Source organism: Methylobacterium oxalidis (genome assembly GCF_007992195.1).
GTDB classification, from domain to species: Bacteria; Pseudomonadota; Alphaproteobacteria; order Rhizobiales; family Beijerinckiaceae; genus Methylobacterium; species Methylobacterium oxalidis.
The window spans coordinates 1-16,320 of the sequence record NZ_BJZU01000048.1 but is presented as its reverse complement, the minus strand read 5'-3'; the positions used below and the strand labels follow the sequence as shown (position 1 = coordinate 16,320).

Below are 16,320 nucleotides of genomic sequence, written 5' to 3'. Positions count from 1 at the left end.
ATGCGCCGGCCCGCAGCGTTCGGCCTCTCCCTCTGCCTCCTGGCCACCCTCTCGGTCACCGTCTCGGCAGCGCGGGCGCAGGGCGAGGCCGCCCCGATCCCGCCGGCCTGCACGGCCTTCGACTGGTCGCTGATGCGGGAGCTCGCGTGGTTCTCCGCCCCGGGCCTCGGCGAGGTCGCCTCGGGCGACACGGTCGCGGCGGACATGCCGGGCGCCGTGCTCAAGCTGAGGCCGGACGCCGAGGTGGAGTTCCCGGTGCCGCCCTCGAAGGAGCCGGCGCCGGGCACCTACGGCGGCATCCTGCGCTTCCCCGCGCTCACGACGCCGGGCCTCTACCAGGTGACCCTCTCGGAGGACGCCTGGATCGACGTGAGCCAGGACGGCAAGACCGCGCGCCCGCCCACCGCCTTCACGGTGAAGCGCGACTGCCCGGCCATCCGCAAGAGCGTGCGCTACCAGTTCGGGACGACGCCGATCCTGATCGAGGTGAGCGGCGCGAAGCGGGACGCGATCAAGATCGCCATCGCGCCCGCCGAGTGAGGCGGGCGCCCGAGGACGCTGGCCTCGGCCCATGAGCGCGAGTTCTGCCCGGCTGTATTCCCGGGAACACCGGGGATCGCCGTTGAGTCGGTCGCAGCGCCGCGCCGTCCGAAACGACCGCTCCCGCCTCGGGGCGCGCGGGCTCGCGCGCTTCGAGGTGCTCGGCCGCGAGACCGACCGGGAGCTGATCCGGTCGCTCGCCCGCCGCCTCGCGGAGGACACGCCCGAGGCGGAGGCTCTGCGCGCGGTGGTCGGCCGGTCGATCGCGGACGAGCCTCCCCGCCGGGGCGGCATCCTGGCGGCGCTCAGGCGCTCCCCGAGGGTCGGGGCCGATCTCGACCTCGACCGGCCGCGGGAGGAGGGCCGCGCGGTCGATCTCTGATGCGCTACCTGCTCGACACCACTATCATCAGCAACCTCGTCAAGGCATCCCCCTCCGAGCCGCTCGTCGCCTGGATGGCCGGGCGGAACGACGAGGACCTCCACATCGCCTCCCTCACGGTGGCCGAGATCCGCCGCGGCATCCTCGAGAAGCCCGCCGGACGGCGGCGGGGACGGCCCCGCGGCGCGCTCGACACGATCATCGCCGCCCTGGCGCAGGCGAACGATTGCGTGGTGGTCACCGACGACGAGACGGATTTCGGCGGCGTCCGGGTCGTCAACCCGCTTCGCGGGGCGCCGTGACCGGCAGGCCCTGCGGGAGGGCGACGCCGAGGCCGCGTCAATCCGTTGCCCCCGCCCGGCCCGGCCGGGTAGGGTGCGGCTCCCTCACCGGATCGGCCCCAGAATGAACGTCCTCGGCATCGAGACCACCTGCGACGAGACCGCCGCCGCCATCGTCGCCGCCGGCGAGGACGGGCGCGGCCTGATCCGGGCGAACGAGGTGCTGAGCCAGATCGCCGAGCACGCGGCCTACGGCGGCGTCGTGCCCGAGATCGCCGCCCGCGCCCACGTGGAGGTGCTCGACCGGCTGATCGCCCGCGCCCTCGACACGGCCGGGATGCGGCTCGCGGAGGTCGACGGGATCGCGGTGGCGGCGGGGCCGGGCCTGATCGGCGGCGTGCTGATCGGGCTCGTCACCGCCAAGACGCTGGCCCTCGTCGCGCGAAAGCCCCTCCTCGCCGTCAACCATCTGGAGGCGCATGCGCTCACCGCCCGCCTCACGGACGGGCTCGCCTTCCCCTACCTGCTGCTCCTCGCCTCCGGCGGCCACACCCAGCTCGTCGCCGTGAAGGGCGTGGGCGACTACGTGCGGCTCGGCACCACCATCGACGACGCCATCGGGGAGGCGTTCGACAAGGTCGCCAAGCTCCTCGGCCTCGGCTACCCGGGCGGCCCCGAGGTGGAGCGCATGGCGGAGGGCGGCGATCCCGAGCGCTTCGCCCTGCCGCGGCCGATGCTCGGCCGGCACGAGGCGAACTTCTCCCTCTCCGGCCTCAAGACCGCCCTGCGCATCGAGGCGGAGCGGATCGCGCCGCTGGCCGAGCGCGACGTCGCCGATCTCTGCGCGAGCTTCCAGGCGGCCGTCGTCGACGTGGTGGTGGACCGGCTGCGGGTGGGCCTGCGCGCCTTCGCGGAGGTGGCCGGCCACCCGACCGCCCTCGTCGCGGCGGGCGGCGTCTCGGCCAACGGCGCCATCCGCCGGGCGCTCGCCGCCCAGGCCGGCGAGGCGGGCCTCGCCTTCGTCGCGCCCCCGCTCAACCTCTGCGGCGACAACGGCGCCATGATCGCCTGGGCGGGCCTGGAGCGCCTGCGCCTCGGCCTCGTGGACGACCTCACGGCGCCGGCCCGCGCCCGCTGGCCCTTCGCGGAGCCGAAGGCCGCGTGAGGCGGGCGCGCCCCGCGGCGACGGAGATGCAGGCGCGCTGGCGCGACCTCGTCGAGCGGCGCCTGCCGGAGGCGGCGCGCGGCCGGCCCGACTGGCCGGTGCGCCTCGACCACTGCTTCGCGCGGATCCTCCTCGACAACACCTGCGGCGGGCCCTGGCGCGAGAGCGTGGCCCCGCCCGCCTGGGCGAACATGCCGCCCGCGCGCCTCGCCGCCGCGGTGGAGCTCGGTGAGGCGGTGCTCGCCGACCGCGCGGACCTCGTCCTTCTCGACGGGCGCTCCCTGCGCTGGCGCGGCAAGCGCTCCGTGCCGCCCGCCCCGGAGGCTTTGCGGGAGGGCGCGCTCACCCTGCGCCGCTGGCGGCGGGCGGACGACGCGCCCTTCGCCGCCCTCAACGCCGATCCCGCGGTGATGCGCCACTTCCCCGCCCTGAAGACGCCCGCCGAGAGCCTGCGGGAGGCGCGCGGCCTCGACCGGCGCTTCGCGGCGGACGGGTTCGGCCCCTGGGCGCTGGAGATGCCGGGCGAGCCCTTCCTCGGCTTCGTCGGGTCGATGCGCCTCGTCCGGCCGATGCCGTTCCGGGGCGGCGAGCGGGCGGGCGCCGCCGTCGAGGTGGGCTGGCGCCTCGCGCGGCCGGGCTGGGGACGGGGGCTCGCCACCCGGGCGGCGCGCCTCGCGCTCGGCGACCTGTTCGGCCGCTGCGGGATCGGGGACGTCCTCGCCTTCACGGCCGCCGGCAACGCGCCCTCGCGCCGGGTGATGGAGCGGCTCGGCATGCGCCGCGACCCGGCGGAGGATTTCGACCACCCGGGCGTGCCGGCCGACAGCCCCTTGCGCCGGCACGTGCTGTATCGTCTCTCGGCGGCGGAGTTTCACGCCGCGAACGGAGCCGCCGCATGACGAGACCGGACACGCGTTCCATCGGGGTCGTCGGCGGTGGTTCCTGGGGCACGGCGCTCGCCAACGCCGCCGCGGCCGCGGGCCACCCCGTCACCCTCTGGCTGCGCGACGCCGAGGCCGCCGCCCGCCTCGACGAGACCCGGGAGAACGCCCGCTACCTGCCCGGCGTGCCGCTCCACGCGCGCATCCGGGCCACCGCGGAGGCCGAGGCGCTGGCAAGCGCGCAGGCCCTCCTCCTCGTGACGCCGGCCCAGACCATGCGGGGCGTGCTCGGGCGGCTCGGGCCCCACTTCGCGGCCGGCGCCCCGGTCGTGCTCTGCGCCAAGGGCATCGAGCGCGGCAGCGACGCCTTCATGAGCGCGGTGGCGGCCGAGGTGCTGCCCGCGGGCACGCCGGTGGCGGTCCTGTCCGGGCCGAGCTTCGCGGCGGACGTCGCCCGCAACCTGCCCACCGCCGTCACCCTGGCGGCGGAGGACGGGGCGCTCGCGGCCGATCTCGCCCGCACCCTCTCGGGCCCGTCGCTGCGCCTCTACCACACGGACGACGTGCGCGGCGTCGAGGTGGGGGGCGCGGGCAAGAACGTGCTCGCCATCGCCTCCGGCATCGTGGCGGGCCGCGGCCTCGGCGAGAGCGCGCGCGCCGCCCTCATCGCCCGGGCCTTCGCCGAACTGATGCGCTTCGCCCGCGCCTACGGCGGCCGGCCCGAGACGCTGATGGGCCTGTCGGGCCTCGGCGACCTCGTGCTCACCGCCTCCTCGCCGCAATCGCGCAACTTCGCCTTCGGGGAGCGCCTCGGCGCGGGGGCGAGCCCCGAGGCGGCCGCGGGCGGCAAGCTCGCCGAGGGCGCCTTCACGGCCGCCGCCCTGGTGGCGCTCGCCCGCGCCCGCGAGGTCGAGATGCCGGTGGCCGAGGCGGTGGCCGCCGTCGTCGCGGAGGCCGCGAGCGTCGAGGCCGTGATCGCGCGGCTCCTCGCGCGCCCGCTGAAGGGGGAGGCCGAGTGAGCGCGGGGCCGATCCACGCCTTGCCGATCCACGCCTTCCTGGCGGGCTCCGGCCGCGACGGCGCGGGCCGGCGCCTCGCCGACATCCTCGCCTTCGACGACGCCCGCATCGAGGGCGTGCACGACTTCATCCAGTGGTGCTTCCCCCTGCCCGAGGCGAGCCGGGCGGTGCCGGGCGCCCCCGTGCTCACGGCCGCCGAGGCGGCGGCGATCCGCGCCGATCCGGCGGCGCGGGAGGGCCTGCGCGCGGCGCTCGCCCGGATGCGCCGCTTCTACGCCGGCACCGACGGGTGGCTGCGCCCCCACGACCACAACCACCTGCGCATCACCCGCATCCTGGCGGCCGTGCGCGACCTCGCCTCGCCCGAGGAGGCGGCGGAGTTCCACGCCTTCGTCGCGGGGCGGAACGCCGCCTCCGGCGCCCCCGTCAATCCGGGAAGCCTCCGCTACTGGCAGGCCGCGCTCTCCGGGGGATGAGCGGGCAGCGCCCGGTGGGAGCCGCGCCCGAAAGCCTGTAAGGACGGCCCCGCTCACGGGGAAACGTCATGGCGCACTGGCTCTTCAAGTCCGAACCCGCGACCTGGTCCTGGGACCAGCAGGTCGCGGCCGGGGAGGGCGGCACCGACTGGAACGGCGTGCGCAACCACCTCGCCAAGCAGCAGATGATGGCCATGCAGGTGGGCGAGCGGGGCTTCTTCTACCACTCGAACGAGGGCAAGGCGGTGGTCGGCATCGTCGAGGTGATCCGCCCCTACTATCCGGACCACACCGACGCCAGCGGGCGCTTCGGCATGGTCGACGTGCGCGCCGTCGAGGCGCTGCCCCGCCCCGTGAGCCTCGACGCCATCAAGGCCGAGCCGGGCCTGAAGGAGATGGTCCTCGTCAACAACTCGCGTCTCTCGGTCCAGCCGGTGACCGAGGCGGAGTGGCGCCTCGTCCGGGCGATGGGCGGCCTCGGCTGAACACACGAAAGCGTGACCGCGCGCCGCTTTCCCGGCCGTGCGGACGGGTGTTTCTGGGGCGACGGCAACAGCCCGAGTGCCCCGATGGCGATCCGCGAACCGATCCTGAAGCCCGTCCCGATCTCCGAGCTGCGCCCGACGCAGATGACGGTCGGCTACCGCGAGGTCGAGGAGAAGCGCCGCCGCTGGCGCGAGCACCCGGCCGACAAGAAGGCCGAGTTCCTGGGCGCCCACATGATCCCGACCCTGCTCGGGCCGAAGAAGCGCCACTACGTCATCGACCATCACCACCTCGCCCGCGCCCTCGCGCTCGAAGGCGTCGAGACGGTGCTCGTCACCGTGGTGGCGGACCTGCACAAGCTCGACAAGGACGCCTTCTGGACGGTCTGCGACCACCGGGCCTGGGTGCACCCCTACGGCCCGGACGGGGTGCGCGCCGCCTTCAAGGACATCCCGAAGGCGGTGGCCGACCTCGCCGACGACCCCTACCGGAGCCTGGCCGGCGAATTGCGCCGGGCCGGCGGCTTCGCCAAGGACACGACGCCCTTCAGCGAGTTCCTGTGGGCCGACTTCCTGCGCCGCACCGTCAAGGAGAAGCGCATCGCGTCCGACTTCGCGGCCGCCCTCGAGCAGGCGATGGCCCTCGCGAAATCCCCCGAGGCCGGCTACCTGCCGGGCTGGTGCGGCCCGGTCACGTAGGCGGGCGCGAGCCCGTCACACGCCCCGACAGGGCGCGAGCCCGTCACACGCCCCGACAGGGCGCGAGCCCGTCACACGCCCCAATAGGGCGCGGCGTTGTAGTGGCGGTGGATGTGCTCCTCCCAGGCGCTGTCCTCCGCCGGGTCGGTGCCCTCGGGGGTGCGCGGGGGCGCGGCGCGCAGCTGCGCCTCGGTGACGTCGACCACGTAGGCGTCGAAGTCCGGCACGAAGCGCAGCACCGCCCAGGGCAGGGTGTGGTAGCTCTCGCCGAGCCCCAGGAAGCCGCCGAAGCTCATCACCGCGTAGGCGACGCGGCCCGACGCCTTGTCGAGCATCAGCCGCTCGATGCGGCCGACCCGCTCGCCGTCCGGCCGCCGCACGTCGGTGCCGATCACCCGGTCGCTGGCGATGAGGCTGCGCGGGCCCGTATCCAGAGGTGCGTCATTCACTGTCGCGAACTTCCGGTTGTTTCGATGCCCGAAAAACGCCCCGCCCCGCGGCGACGTTCCGGCGCGATTCTCAGCCCTCGACGCGGGGGCTCCCGACCGGATAGCCTGCCCTCCATGCCGAAACAGCCGCGCTTGCCCCGCCTCGCCGTCGCCCTCGCGGCGCTCGTCCCGATCCTCGTCGCCGCGCCCGGCGCCCGCGCCCAGGACAAGGGCAGCGTGAACCCGAGGCCGCTGCCCCCGCTCGCCGACCCGGATGCGCCGAGCGTGGCCGCCAAGGAGCTGTTCGGGCGCGCCGCGACCCCGGCGCCGGGCCCCGCCCGCGCCTACGGCTCCTACGCCAAGGGCTGCTTCTCGGGCGGCGAGGCCCTGCCCGTCGACGGGGCGACCTGGCAGGTGATGCGGCTGTCGCGCAACCGGATGTGGGGCACGCCCCACCTCGTCGACTTCATGGAGCGGCTCGCCGCCAAGGCGCCGAAGGTCGGCTGGCCGGGCCTCCTCGTCGGCGACATGTCCCAGCCCCGCGGCGGCCCGATGCTGACGGGCCACGCCTCGCACCAGCTCGGCCTCGACGCCGACGTCTGGCTCACCCCGATGCCGGGCCACCGCATGAGCCGGCTGGAGCGCGAGGAGACGTCGGCCACCGACATGGTGCGGTCCGACCGCCTCGACATCGACCCGCAGGTCTGGACGCCGGCCCACACGCGGCTGATCCGCCTCACCGCCCAGCAGCCGGAGGTGGCGCGCATCTTCGTCAACGCGGCGATCAAGAAGGCGCTCTGCCGCGAGGCGGGCGGGGACCGCGGCTGGCTCACCAAGGTGCGCCCGATGTACGGGCACAATTACCACTACCATATCCGCCTCGCCTGCCCGGGCGGCGCGGAGGCGTGCGACGACCAGGCCCCGCCGCCTCCCGGCGACGGCTGCGGCGACGAGCTCGCCTACTGGTTCAGCGACGCGGTGCTGCACCCCAAGCCGCCGAAGGTGAAGCCGAAGCCGCGGCCGCCGATGACCCTGGCCGCGCTCCCGCCCGCCTGCCGCTCCGTGCTCAAGGCCCGCTGAGGGCCGGGGGAGGGGCTGGGAGAGGGCCGGAGGCCGGCTACTTGTCGTGGTGGCCGGCAGCGACCCGGTCGGTCAGCGCCATCAGCAGGCCCGAGACCACGAACACCATGTGCAGGCCGACGAGCCAGCCGAGCTCGCGGTCCGTGTTCGCCTTCACGTCCATGAAGGCCTTCAGGAGCTGGATGGCCGAGATCGCGACGATCGAGGACATCAGCTTGAGCTTCAGCCCCGTGAAGTCGATCGTGCCCATCCACTCGGGCCAGTCCTTATGGTCCGAGTGGTCGAACTTCGAGACGAAGTTCTCGTAGCCCGAGAACATCACGATGATGAGCAGCGAGGCGGTGAACGAGAGGTCCACCAGCGTCAGCACGCCGAGGATCGTCTGCGACTCGTTCGAGTCGAGGGCGTGCAGGATGAAGTGCCCGAGCTCCTGCAGCAGCTTCACGAGCAGGACGAACAGGCCGATCGCCAGGGCCGCGTAGAACGGCGCGAGCAGCCACCGGCACGCGAACAGGGCCCGCTCGAACGTCCGCTCCAGCATCGTCGCTCATCTCCTCCGTCAGGGAGCGGCGGTGTCGCACGGGCGCGCGACACCGGCAAGACGGAGCTTGGGCAAGACGGGGCGTGAGCGGCGTCAGGCCGCCACGCCCGTGCCCACCGGGCAGGAGACGCCGGTGCCGCCGAGCCCGCAATAGCCGCCCGGATTCTTGGCGAGGTACTGCTGGTGGTAGCCTTCCGCGAAGTAGAAGTCCTTCAGCGGCAGGATCTCGGTGGTCACGTCGCCGTAGCCCCGGGCCTTCAGCGCCTCGGCGTAGGCCGCCCGCACGCGCCGGGCGGTCTCCTCCTGCGACGGGTCGGTGAGATAGATCCCCGAGCGGTACTGCGTGCCGACGTCGTTGCCCTGGCGGAACCCCTGGGTCGGGTCGTGGCTCTCGAAGAAGGTCTTCAGCACGGCGTCGAGCGGCAGCACGGCGGGGTCGAACACCACGAGCACCACCTCGTTGTGGCCGGTCAGGCCCGAGCAGACCTCCTCGTAGGTCGGGTTCGGGGTGTGGCCGGCCGCGTAGCCGACCGCCGTGACGTGGATGCCCTCGGGCAGCTCCCAGAACTTGCGCTCGGCGCCCCAGAAGCAGCCGAGGCCCAGCACGATCGACTGCATCCCCTCGGGGTAGGGCCCCTTGAGCGGGCGCCCGTTCACGAAGTGGGTCTCGGCGGTCGGGATCGGGTCGGGCCGGCCGGGCAGGGCGTCGGCGGGGCTCGGCATCTCGGCGCGCTTGCGGAACAGGAACATCGTCACTCCTCTCGGACGAATCCGTGCACGAACTCTCGCCCCGATATGGGGTGCCGCGGGCGCGCGCGGAAGCGGGGGCACGCCCGGCGCGGTCCGGCGGCGCCGCGAGGCGGCCGGACGGGGCACCGGCGTCTGGATTGCTCATCTGAACGGCCGATACTGTTTTCGTCTGGTAATCTCCGGTTTCATCAAATACAAATTCATGACCGGCGGTTGTCATCGAAAATATAACTTAGAGAAAGACTTGACTAAAGGCCGCCCCGCGCTAGCGTCGCGTTCGGGGATGCGGCGCGCGGCCTTCGGGGCTTCCGAGCGTTCGGGGGAGAGAGCATGGACAAGGCCGACGCCGCGCGCTTCGCGGGCCGCAGGCGCGCCGAGCGCGCGGAGAGGGGCGAGGCCGACTCGTTCTCGGCGATCGTCCGCTCGACGCACCTGCCGATGATCGTGACCGACCCGCGCCGGCACGACAACCCGATCGTGTTCGCGAACCCGGCCTTCCTGCGCATGACGGGCTACGAGCGCTACGAGGTCACGGGCCGCAACTGCCGCTTCCTGCAGGGCCCCGGCACCTGCCCGGATGCCGTCGCCCGGGTGCGGGAGGCGATCCGGGCCGAGCAGGCGATCGCGATCGACCTCCTGAACTACCGCAAGGACGGCTCGACCTTCCACAACGCGCTCCACCTGAATCCGGTCCACGCCGAGACCGGCGAGCTGCAGTTCTTCTTCGCCGCCCAGCTCGACGTGACCGAGCGCTACCGGCTGGTACGGGAGCGGGAGGCGGCGAACACGGCGCTGCACGACGCGTTGGCGGTGCAGACCACCCTGGTCCACGAGATCGACCACCGGGTGAAGAACAACCTCCAGATGATCGCCGCGATGATCGTCCTGCAGAGCCAGCGCATCGACGACCCGGCGACGCGCGCCTCCATGATGGAGACCCTGCAGCGGGTCGAGGCGCTGAGCACGGTGCATCGCCGCCTGCACCAGTCCGAGTCCGCCTCCCGCGTCGACGTCGCCGGGCTCGTGCGCGACCTCGTGGCCGACATGATCGGCGCGAGCGGGCGCTCCGACATCCGCGTCGCCCTCGATCTCGCCCCGGTGCTGGTCCATGCCGAGAAGTCGGTGGCCCTCGCCCTGCTGTTCAACGAGATCGTGACCAACATCCTCAAGCACGCCTTCCCGGCGGGCCGGCCCGGCACGATCGCGATCCGGGTGGGGCTGGCGGAGGACCTGCGCATCGTCGTCGAGGACGACGGCGTCGGGATGCCGCCGGCGGACGAGCCGAAGGGCTCCTTCGGCCAGGCGCTGATGCGCACCCTGGCCCGCCAGCTCGGCGCCCGGCTCGCCGTCGAGAGCGGGCCGCGCTCCGGCACGCGGGTGGTGGTGGCCATGCCGGCCTCCGTGGGCCTCCCCGCGCCGGTTGACGCCCCGGCGGGCTGAGCCATCTCTGTAGCGGACCCTGCCGAGGTCCCGTCCGCCCGCCGGAGGCCCCCCGATGATGAACCCGCGGCCGCTCCGGATCTTCGTCGTGGAGGACGAGGCGCTCCTGCTGATGCACCTCGAGGCGCTGATCGAGGCCGCGGGCCACGGCGTCGCCGGGACCGCGATGTCAGGGGGCGAGGCGCTGCGGCTCGTGCCCACCCTCGAGGCGGATCTCGCCCTGGTCGACCTGCGCCTCTGCGACGGGGAGACCGGCCTGTCCGTGTGCCGCAGCCTCACCCGCACCCGGCGCATCCCGGTCATCTTCGTGACGGCGAACGAGCGCCGCGTGCCCCTCGGCGACGAGGCGGAGCGCCCGCCCGGCACGGTCGGCGACAACGACCCCGGCGACGACTACGCGGGCGCGCTCGGCGTCATCGCCAAGCCCTACACGCTCCACGGCCTGCAGACCGCGCTCGCCTTCCTGGAGGAGGCCCTGCTCGATCCGCCCCCGAGCCTCGCGCCGCCGCCGGGCCTGCGCATCACGCCGGCCTACGCCGTCCGCTGGGCGCTCGCCGGCTAGAGGCGCGTCAGGGCCGCGTCAGGAAGCCGATCGGCTCGCGGGCCGGCTGGCCGAGCCAGAGCAGGATGGCGCCGAGGCCGAGCCCGAGCAGCGAGGCCGGCGCCAGCGTCAGCGGCAGCACGAGCACCTGCCAGAGCCAGGGTGCCACGCCCTCGACCGTGGCCTGCAGGGCGCTCGCCCTGTCCTTGAACAGGGTGAAGAGGAGGTCGCTCAGCGGCGTCACCCGCAGCCCGTTGTTCGCGATCGAGCTGGCACCGTCGTAGACGAGGGCCACGAAGCCGCCGGCGAGCAGCAGGTAGCCGAGGAAGCGGAGCAGGAAGCGGAACATCGCGCGTCTTCGACCTCGGGGCCCCGTCGGCCGGCCCGGCACGGGCCGCCACCGGCGGTGGAGTAGGGGCCCGCCGAGCCCCGCGCAAGCGAGGAGCGCGCCGCGCGGGCGCGGATCGGAGCCGGGCTCGCGCGGAACGCGGGCCGGCCGGGCGGCGATCCGGCCGGTTGCCCCCGCCGCACCGGCGTGCCACAGCGCCGTCCGGCTCAGCGGGAGGTCGTGCGTTTGGACGGGAGCGGAGGCGGCCTGCGGGCCCTGGCGGAGGCGCGCGGGCCCGAGCTCGTGATCTTCGACTGCGACGGCGTTCTCATCGACAGCGAGCCGATCAGCCTCGGCTGCCTGACGGCGGCCCTCAACGGGATCGGCGTCGCCATCGACGTCGAGACGGTGCGGGCGCGCTTCGCCGGAACCTCGATGCCCTCGATCATGGGGCACGTCGCGAACGATTACGGCGTGGCGGCGCCGGAGGGCTTCGTCGAGCGGGTCAAGGCGGACACGCTCGCCGCCTTCGACCGGGAGCTCGCCGCCATGGCGGGCATCGCCGAGGCGGTCCGCGCGCTGGGCATCCCGAGCTGCGTCGCGTCGAGCAGCGACCCGGTGCGCCTCTCCCACACCCTGACGCTGACCGGCCTGATGCCGCTGTTCGCGGGGCGGGTCTTCTCCTCCGCCGAGGTCGCCCGCGGCAAGCCCTTCCCGGACCTGTTCCTGCACGCGGCGGAGCGCATGGGCGCGCAACCCTCCGCCTGCCTGGTCGTCGAGGACAGCGTGCCGGGCGTCACGGCCGCCCGCGCCGCGGGGATGAGCGTCGTCGGCTTCACGGGGGGCGGCCACTGGGGACACGACCCGGCGGGCGCCGACCTCGCGGCCGCCGGCGCGGCTCGGGTCTTCTCGGACCACCGCGACCTCGCCGCCGTGATCGCCGCCCTGGCCTGAGGCGCGCGGCGAAGGAAGCGGCTGCGCGGGTCCCGTAAAGGCCACGTTTGGCCTAAGGAACCGCGCGCATTCGAAAAACCATACCATTGACGGAGAAGGTCAACGGCACCATCCTAAAGCTGTCGGGCGAGGTCTTTCGATGTCGTTCGGCCGCGGTGATTTGAAGTGTGTAGCTTGCGCCGCGTCATCAAACGCTAAAGCACCGCGAAGCACTCGCGCCTCGTGGTCCTTCGATGAGAGGATGACTTGCCGTGACCGTTTGCCAGATCTTCCCAGGGCCCTCCGCCGCGCGCGCCCGGCCGCGCCGATCCCGCGACTGCTGTCGACGCTGACGCTCATTCCACCGTCACATCGTCCAGCTATCGCACGGCCGGTTCCGATCCGGCCCAGGGAGTTCTTCGTCCGATGCCCCAGCTTCACGCCGGCAGCCACGCCCTCGCCGAGACCCTGCCGCTCGCCGAGCCCTTCGCCGCCCCCTTCGCCGCCCCCGCCCGCGCCCGCCCCTACGGCGAGCGGGCGCCGACCCGCATCATCGAGATCGGCGAGCTGACGGCGGGCATCGCCGTGCCCGAGCACGGCGGCGTGCGCTTCTTCTCGTCGTCCCGCGATTTCGACGCCCTCGACGGCACGGTCTTCCGCAGCGTCGAGCAGGCGGCCCGCGCCGCTCGCGAGCGCGCCCGCCACGCCGCCCACCGTCCCCGCCACGAGGCCGCGCGGCGGCTGCGGGCGGTCTGACGCGGGGGCGGCCGGGGCCCGGCCGCCGACATTCCAGGCCGGAGCGGAGCCTCCCCGGGGCCGGCCCCGGGGAGACGGCCGCGCTCTCTCGGGGGCGTGGGCCTCCTTGCGTGGGCCTCCTTGCGGCGTGGGCCTACTTGCACTCCTCGCGCGTCCTGCGCATCGCCTCGGCGAAGCCGCCGAGGGCGTACTCGTCGCTCGTCGGGTTGCCGCGCTGCGACGTGGTCTTGATCACGAGCTTGGGGTTGCGCGCGCTCATCTCGGCCACGACCCGGGCCTCTTCGGCCGGGTTCTGCAGCCAGGCGTTGCCGTCCTTCACCACGAGGCCGAAGCGCGTGCTGCCGAGGTTGAGCGTCGGGTCGGTGGGGGCCGGGGGCGAGCCCGGCTTCACCTGCGCGGCGGCGGGCTTCGAGGGGAAGCCGAGCATCACCGCGACCTCGTTCTGCACGTTCTCGCCCTTGCGCACCGTCACGAAGAGGTAGGCGGTGTCGCGCTTCAGGGAGGCGGGCGAGCGGGTCGTCGGCTGGGCGATGGCGTAGCACATCCGCGCCTTGCCCTGGCCGTTCACGAAGACGTTCCAGTCCCCGAAGGTGGCGAGCGGCACCGCCTGCTGCATGCCGGGCGGCGCCGCGGTCGGCTTCGGAGCCCCCCGCTCGCGCCCGCGCCGCCGGGAGGTCGGCGCCGGCTCGGCCTCCTGCGCCAGCGCCGCCGTCACGGAGAGGCCGGGGATCCCGGGCAGCGCCGGGGCGGCGAGGCCCGCCAGGGCGAGGGAGCCGGCGGTGAGGCAGCGCGCAACACGAAGCATCGACACATCCTGAGGTGGCGGCACGCGCCGCCGCGTCCCGGCGCCGCCGGGGGGCGGCGGCGCGGGCGCGCGGCGGTCCCCGCGCCGCGGCAGGGCTCGTTCTCGGGCAACTTGTGAAGCTTGGGCGCGCGCTCGGCAAGAGGCGCGGGCAAGAGGCGCGGGCAACAGGGGCGGCGAGGAGGGGCGGCGAGGAGGGGGGGCGCCGACCTCAGGCCGCGTGGATCTCGGCCGGCGGGGCGCCGAGGCCGGCGATCACGGCCGGGGCCGGCAGGCCGGGCAGCGGGCTCGCGGCGGCGGGCAGGTCCGGCGCGGGGGCGGGCGCCTCGACGGGGGCCGGGCGCTCGCGCGGGGCCGGGTCGTTGTAGGGGGTGTTGTAGGCCTTGCGGACGGAGGCCCAGTAGGCGTCCCGGTCGGTCGCGGCATGGCCGGTCAGGGCCGCGTCGATCCGGGCCGCCGCCTCGGCCGCCAGCGCGGCCGTCTCTTCCGGCGTGATCCAACTCTCAAGGGGCATGTACGCTCTCCGATGCGCTCGGACCGCCTCTTAGCGAGGTTCACATAGCTGAGCCGTGAACGCACGCTCATAGGTGAGGGTTGCCTGCACGTTTTTCAGCCCTTTCCCCGGCCAAGCTGTGCAAGCCAGCGGTCCGCCTGGGCGCGCACGTTGTCCGGCGCGGTGCCGCCGTAGCTGGTGCGGCTCGTGACCGAGTTCCCGACGCCGAGCACGGCGTAGACGGCCTGCGTGATGCGGGGCTCGGCCGCCTGCATCTCGGAGAGCGACAGCTCCTCCAGCCCGACGCCGCGGGCGGAGGCCGCGCCGACGAGGCGACCCGTGACGTGGTGGGCGTCGCGGAAGGGCAGGCCGAGCTCGCGCACCAGCCAGTCGGCGAGGTCGGTGGCGGTGGCGTAGCCGGAGCCGGCGGCGCGCGCCAGCGTCTCCGCCACCGGCTCGAGGTCGCGCACCATGCCGGTCATCGCCGCGAGGCACAGCGACAGGGTCTGGAGCGCGTCGAAGGTGCCCTCCTTGTCCTCCTGCATGTCCTTCGAGTAGGCGAGCGGCAGCCCCTTCATCACGATGAGCAGGCCCGACAGCGCGCCGATGACGCGGCCGGCCTTGGCCCGCACCAGCTCCGCCGCGTCGGGGTTGCGCTTCTGCGGCATGATCGACGAGCCGGTGGTGAACCCGTCCGACAGCCGCACGAAGCCGAACTGCGCCGAGGTCCAGACGACCAGCTCCTCGGCGAAGCGCGACAGGTGCACGGCGCAGATCGCCGCCGCCGCGAGCGCCTCGAGGGCGAAGTCGCGGTCGGCCACCGAATCGAGGGAGTTCGCCGTCGGCCGGTCGAAGCCGAGGGCCGCGGCGGTGGCGTGCCGGTCGATCGGGAAGGAGGTGCCGGCGAGCGCCGCCGCGCCGAGGGGGCACTCGTTGAGGCGGGCGCGCGCGTCGGCGAGGCGCCCGCGGTCGCGCCCCAGCATCTCCACGTAGGCGAGGAGGTGGTGGCCGAAGGTGACCGGCTGGGCCGATTGCAGGTGGGTGAAGCCCGGCATCACCGTGGCGGCGTGCGCCCGCGCCTTCTCGGCCAGCGCCCGCTGCAGGTCGGCGGCCTGCAGGTCGAGACTGTCGAGGGTGTCGCGCACCCACAGCTTCATGTCGGTGGCGACTTGGTCGTTGCGCGAGCGCGCCGTGTGCAGGCGCCCGGCCGCCGGGCCGACGATCTCGGTGAGCCGGCTCTCCACGTTCATGTGGATGTCCTCGAGCTCGCGCCTGAAGGCGAGCTGCCCGGACTCGATTTCGGCCTGGACCGTCTTGAGCCCGGCGGAAATCGCGGCCACATCTTCGGCCGGCAGGATGCCGGTCTCCCCCAGCATCGCCACATGCGCCAGCGAGCCGCGGATGTCCTGGGGCGCGAGGCGCTTGTCGAACCCGATGGAGGCGTTGATCTCCTCCATGATCTCGGCGGGGCCGCTCGCGAAGCGCCCGCCCCACATCCGGTTGCTCATGACTCAGATCCTCTCGCCGCACCGGCCCGTCGCGGGAACGCCAGGATGAGGCCCGGTCGCCTCGCCGCCTTCGCCGTGGGGGCAGCCCTCGTCACCGTCCTCGGCGCCGGCCTCGCCCTATACGGGACGGGCCGCGGCGGCAACGGGCCCGACGCCGCCGGCCCCTGCGCGGGCGCCGCCGCGGCGATCGCGCGGGCCGCCCCCCACGCCCGCGGCGAGGTCGCCGCCATGCAGCTCCTCGACACGCCGAAGCCCGCGCCGGACCTCGTCTTCAAGGGGCCGGACGGGGCCGAGACCTCGCTCGCCGCGCTCAAGGGGCGGGCGCTCCTCGTCAACCTGTGGGCGACGTGGTGCGCGCCCTGCAAGGCGGAGATGCCGGCCCTCGACCGGCTCGAGGCCGAGCTCGGCGGCCCGGCCTTCCAGGTCGTGGCGATCAACCTCGACACGCGCAACCTCGACCGGCCGCCGGCCTGGATGCGCGACAACGGCATCGCGCGGCTCGCCTACTACGCCGACCCGGGCGGCCGCGTCCTGCCGGCGGTGCAGCGGGACACGGGCTCCACCGGCCTGCCCACCACGATCCTGATCGACGCGGGCGGCTGCGAGATCGGCGTCATGAAGGGCCCGGCCGAGTGGTCGAGCGAGGACGGCAGGCGCCTCATCCGCGCGGTGCTGGGCTCCGACGCCAGATCCTGACGGCAGGTCCGGAGGGCAGGCCACCCGCGACGTCCCCCCTCGTCCGGGTGAGGTGGAAGGCGCGGGTCCCCTCTCCCGTCCGGGAGAGGTGTTGGC

General features: G+C 74.2%; 22 protein-coding genes. 15 read left to right on the top strand and 7 right to left on the bottom strand.

Annotated elements, in window-relative coordinates:
- The 9 genes from MOX02_RS12705 to MOX02_RS12665 all read left to right on the top strand — a co-directional run bounded on the left by MOX02_RS12705 (window position 1) and on the right by MOX02_RS12665 (window position 5,928).
- Window positions 1-540, top strand: coding sequence for a hypothetical protein (locus MOX02_RS12705; protein ID WP_147026159.1), 540 nt, complete (start codon window positions 1-3; stop codon window positions 538-540).
- 82 nt (window positions 541-622) lie between these two features.
- Complete coding sequence (locus MOX02_RS12700; protein WP_147026158.1) at window positions 623-922, top strand: hypothetical protein; 300 nt, start codon at window positions 623-625, stop codon at window positions 920-922.
- Window positions 922-1,224 (top strand): PIN domain-containing protein, encoded by a 303-nt coding sequence (locus MOX02_RS12695; protein WP_174804918.1) that lies wholly within the window; start codon window positions 922-924, stop codon window positions 1,222-1,224. The genes MOX02_RS12700 and MOX02_RS12695 overlap by 1 nt, the downstream gene beginning before the upstream one ends.
- A 103-nt stretch (window positions 1,225-1,327) precedes the next feature.
- Window positions 1,328-2,368 (top strand): tRNA (adenosine(37)-N6)-threonylcarbamoyltransferase complex transferase subunit TsaD, encoded by a 1,041-nt coding sequence (tsaD, locus tag MOX02_RS12690; protein WP_147026156.1) that lies wholly within the window; start codon window positions 1,328-1,330, stop codon window positions 2,366-2,368.
- Window positions 2,369-2,394: 26 nt separating this feature from the next.
- Window positions 2,395-3,267, top strand: coding sequence for a GNAT family N-acetyltransferase (locus MOX02_RS12685; protein ID WP_147026187.1), 873 nt, complete (start codon window positions 2,395-2,397; stop codon window positions 3,265-3,267).
- A complete protein-coding gene (locus MOX02_RS12680; RefSeq protein ID WP_147026155.1) occupies window positions 3,264-4,268 on the top strand; it encodes an NAD(P)H-dependent glycerol-3-phosphate dehydrogenase in 1,005 nt (334 codons plus the stop codon). The genes MOX02_RS12685 and MOX02_RS12680 overlap by 4 nt, the downstream gene beginning before the upstream one ends.
- Entirely contained in the window at window positions 4,265-4,744 is a 480-nt protein-coding gene (locus tag MOX02_RS12675; RefSeq protein ID WP_238179958.1) for an opioid growth factor receptor-related protein, read from the top strand. Before MOX02_RS12680 ends, MOX02_RS12675 begins: the two co-directional genes overlap by 4 nt.
- Before the next feature lie 68 nt (window positions 4,745-4,812).
- On the top strand, window positions 4,813-5,229 hold the full coding sequence (locus MOX02_RS12670) for an EVE domain-containing protein (RefSeq protein ID WP_147026154.1): 417 nt from the start codon (window positions 4,813-4,815) through the stop codon (window positions 5,227-5,229).
- Between the two features lie 84 nt (window positions 5,230-5,313).
- Window positions 5,314-5,928, top strand: a complete 615-nt coding sequence (locus tag MOX02_RS12665; RefSeq protein ID WP_147026153.1) for a ParB-like protein — start codon at window positions 5,314-5,316, stop codon at window positions 5,926-5,928.
- A 71-nt stretch (window positions 5,929-5,999) separates the two neighbouring features.
- On the opposite strand, the gene MOX02_RS12660 is transcribed toward MOX02_RS12665, so the two are convergent.
- Window positions 6,000-6,377, bottom strand: a complete 378-nt coding sequence (locus MOX02_RS12660) for a PRC-barrel domain-containing protein (RefSeq protein ID WP_147026152.1) — start codon at window positions 6,375-6,377, stop codon at window positions 6,000-6,002.
- Window positions 6,378-6,491: 114 nt separating this feature from the next.
- On the opposite strand from MOX02_RS12660, the gene mepA reads away from it, so the two are divergent.
- Complete coding sequence (gene mepA, locus MOX02_RS12655) at window positions 6,492-7,436, top strand: penicillin-insensitive murein endopeptidase (RefSeq protein ID WP_147026151.1); 945 nt, start codon at window positions 6,492-6,494, stop codon at window positions 7,434-7,436.
- 37 nt (window positions 7,437-7,473) lie between these two features.
- On the opposite strand, the gene MOX02_RS12650 is transcribed toward mepA, so the two are convergent.
- Window positions 7,474-7,977: a TIGR00645 family protein gene (locus MOX02_RS12650; protein WP_147026150.1), complete on the bottom strand. Its 504-nt coding sequence runs from the start codon at window positions 7,975-7,977 to the stop codon at window positions 7,474-7,476.
- Window positions 7,978-8,070: 93 nt separating this feature from the next.
- A complete protein-coding gene (gene msrA, locus MOX02_RS12645) occupies window positions 8,071-8,727 on the bottom strand; it encodes a peptide-methionine (S)-S-oxide reductase MsrA (RefSeq protein ID WP_147026149.1) in 657 nt (218 codons plus the stop codon).
- Between the two features lie 330 nt (window positions 8,728-9,057).
- Between msrA and MOX02_RS12640 the strand changes: the two genes are divergently transcribed.
- Together MOX02_RS12640 and MOX02_RS12635 are read left to right on the top strand one after the other, a co-directional pair.
- Entirely contained in the window at window positions 9,058-10,167 is a 1,110-nt protein-coding gene (locus tag MOX02_RS12640; protein WP_147026148.1) for a histidine kinase dimerization/phosphoacceptor domain -containing protein, read from the top strand.
- Window positions 10,168-10,222: 55 nt separating this feature from the next.
- On the top strand, window positions 10,223-10,729 hold the full coding sequence (locus tag MOX02_RS12635) for a response regulator (RefSeq protein WP_147026147.1): 507 nt from the start codon (window positions 10,223-10,225) through the stop codon (window positions 10,727-10,729).
- A gap of 7 nt (window positions 10,730-10,736) precedes the next feature.
- Here MOX02_RS12635 and MOX02_RS12630 read toward each other — a convergent pair whose 3' ends face one another.
- A complete protein-coding gene (locus MOX02_RS12630; protein WP_147026146.1) occupies window positions 10,737-11,057 on the bottom strand; it encodes a PetM family of cytochrome b6f complex subunit 7 in 321 nt (106 codons plus the stop codon).
- A 225-nt stretch (window positions 11,058-11,282) separates the two neighbouring features.
- Here MOX02_RS12630 and MOX02_RS12625 point away from each other — a divergent pair, with 225 nt between their 5' ends.
- Window positions 11,283-11,990, top strand: a complete 708-nt coding sequence (locus tag MOX02_RS12625) for an HAD family hydrolase (protein WP_238179556.1) — start codon at window positions 11,283-11,285, stop codon at window positions 11,988-11,990.
- 405 nt (window positions 11,991-12,395) lie between these two features.
- Window positions 12,396-12,725, top strand: a complete 330-nt coding sequence (locus MOX02_RS12615; protein WP_238179554.1) for a hypothetical protein — start codon at window positions 12,396-12,398, stop codon at window positions 12,723-12,725.
- A gap of 133 nt (window positions 12,726-12,858) precedes the next feature.
- Here the strand turns inward: MOX02_RS12615 and MOX02_RS12610 are convergent, their stop codons facing one another.
- The 3 genes from MOX02_RS12610 to argH all read right to left on the bottom strand — a co-directional run bounded on the left by MOX02_RS12610 (window position 12,859) and on the right by argH (window position 15,528).
- On the bottom strand, window positions 12,859-13,530 hold the full coding sequence (locus MOX02_RS12610) for an invasion associated locus b family protein (protein WP_147026145.1): 672 nt from the start codon (window positions 13,528-13,530) through the stop codon (window positions 12,859-12,861).
- 208 nt (window positions 13,531-13,738) lie between these two features.
- Window positions 13,739-14,041: a hypothetical protein gene (locus MOX02_RS12605; protein ID WP_147026144.1), complete on the bottom strand. Its 303-nt coding sequence runs from the start codon at window positions 14,039-14,041 to the stop codon at window positions 13,739-13,741.
- Window positions 14,042-14,136: 95 nt separating this feature from the next.
- On the bottom strand, window positions 14,137-15,528 hold the full coding sequence (gene argH / locus MOX02_RS12600) for an argininosuccinate lyase (RefSeq protein ID WP_147026143.1): 1,392 nt from the start codon (window positions 15,526-15,528) through the stop codon (window positions 14,137-14,139).
- 45 nt (window positions 15,529-15,573) lie between these two features.
- On the opposite strand from argH, the gene tlpA reads away from it, so the two are divergent.
- Complete coding sequence (gene tlpA, locus MOX02_RS12595; protein ID WP_147026142.1) at window positions 15,574-16,224, top strand: thiol:disulfide interchange protein TlpA; 651 nt, start codon at window positions 15,574-15,576, stop codon at window positions 16,222-16,224.
- The last annotated feature ends 96 nt before the right edge of the window (window positions 16,225-16,320 follow it).

Coding starts and splice junctions, on each gene's coding strand:
- MOX02_RS12705 (WP_147026159.1), top strand. CDS start 1: ATGCGCCGGCCCGCAGCGTTCGGCCTCTCCCTCTGCCTCCTGGCCACC.
- MOX02_RS12695 (WP_174804918.1), top strand. CDS start 922: ATGCGCTACCTGCTCGACACCACTATCATCAGCAACCTCGTCAAGGCA.
- tsaD (WP_147026156.1), top strand. CDS start 1,328: ATGAACGTCCTCGGCATCGAGACCACCTGCGACGAGACCGCCGCCGCC.
- MOX02_RS12685 (WP_147026187.1), top strand. CDS start 2,395: ATGCAGGCGCGCTGGCGCGACCTCGTCGAGCGGCGCCTGCCGGAGGCG.
- MOX02_RS12680 (WP_147026155.1), top strand. CDS start 3,264: ATGACGAGACCGGACACGCGTTCCATCGGGGTCGTCGGCGGTGGTTCC.
- MOX02_RS12670 (WP_147026154.1), top strand. CDS start 4,813: ATGGCGCACTGGCTCTTCAAGTCCGAACCCGCGACCTGGTCCTGGGAC.
- MOX02_RS12665 (WP_147026153.1), top strand. CDS start 5,314: ATGGCGATCCGCGAACCGATCCTGAAGCCCGTCCCGATCTCCGAGCTG.
- mepA (WP_147026151.1), top strand. CDS start 6,492: ATGCCGAAACAGCCGCGCTTGCCCCGCCTCGCCGTCGCCCTCGCGGCG.
- MOX02_RS12650 (WP_147026150.1), bottom strand. CDS start 7,977: ATGCTGGAGCGGACGTTCGAGCGGGCCCTGTTCGCGTGCCGGTGGCTG.
- msrA (WP_147026149.1), bottom strand. CDS start 8,727: ATGTTCCTGTTCCGCAAGCGCGCCGAGATGCCGAGCCCCGCCGACGCC.
- MOX02_RS12640 (WP_147026148.1), top strand. CDS start 9,058: ATGGACAAGGCCGACGCCGCGCGCTTCGCGGGCCGCAGGCGCGCCGAG.
- MOX02_RS12635 (WP_147026147.1), top strand. CDS start 10,223: ATGATGAACCCGCGGCCGCTCCGGATCTTCGTCGTGGAGGACGAGGCG.
- MOX02_RS12630 (WP_147026146.1), bottom strand. CDS start 11,057: ATGTTCCGCTTCCTGCTCCGCTTCCTCGGCTACCTGCTGCTCGCCGGC.
- MOX02_RS12615 (WP_238179554.1), top strand. CDS start 12,396: ATGCCCCAGCTTCACGCCGGCAGCCACGCCCTCGCCGAGACCCTGCCG.
- MOX02_RS12610 (WP_147026145.1), bottom strand. CDS start 13,530: ATGCTTCGTGTTGCGCGCTGCCTCACCGCCGGCTCCCTCGCCCTGGCG.
- MOX02_RS12605 (WP_147026144.1), bottom strand. CDS start 14,041: ATGCCCCTTGAGAGTTGGATCACGCCGGAAGAGACGGCCGCGCTGGCG.
- argH (WP_147026143.1), bottom strand. CDS start 15,528: ATGAGCAACCGGATGTGGGGCGGGCGCTTCGCGAGCGGCCCCGCCGAG.
- tlpA (WP_147026142.1), top strand. CDS start 15,574: ATGAGGCCCGGTCGCCTCGCCGCCTTCGCCGTGGGGGCAGCCCTCGTC.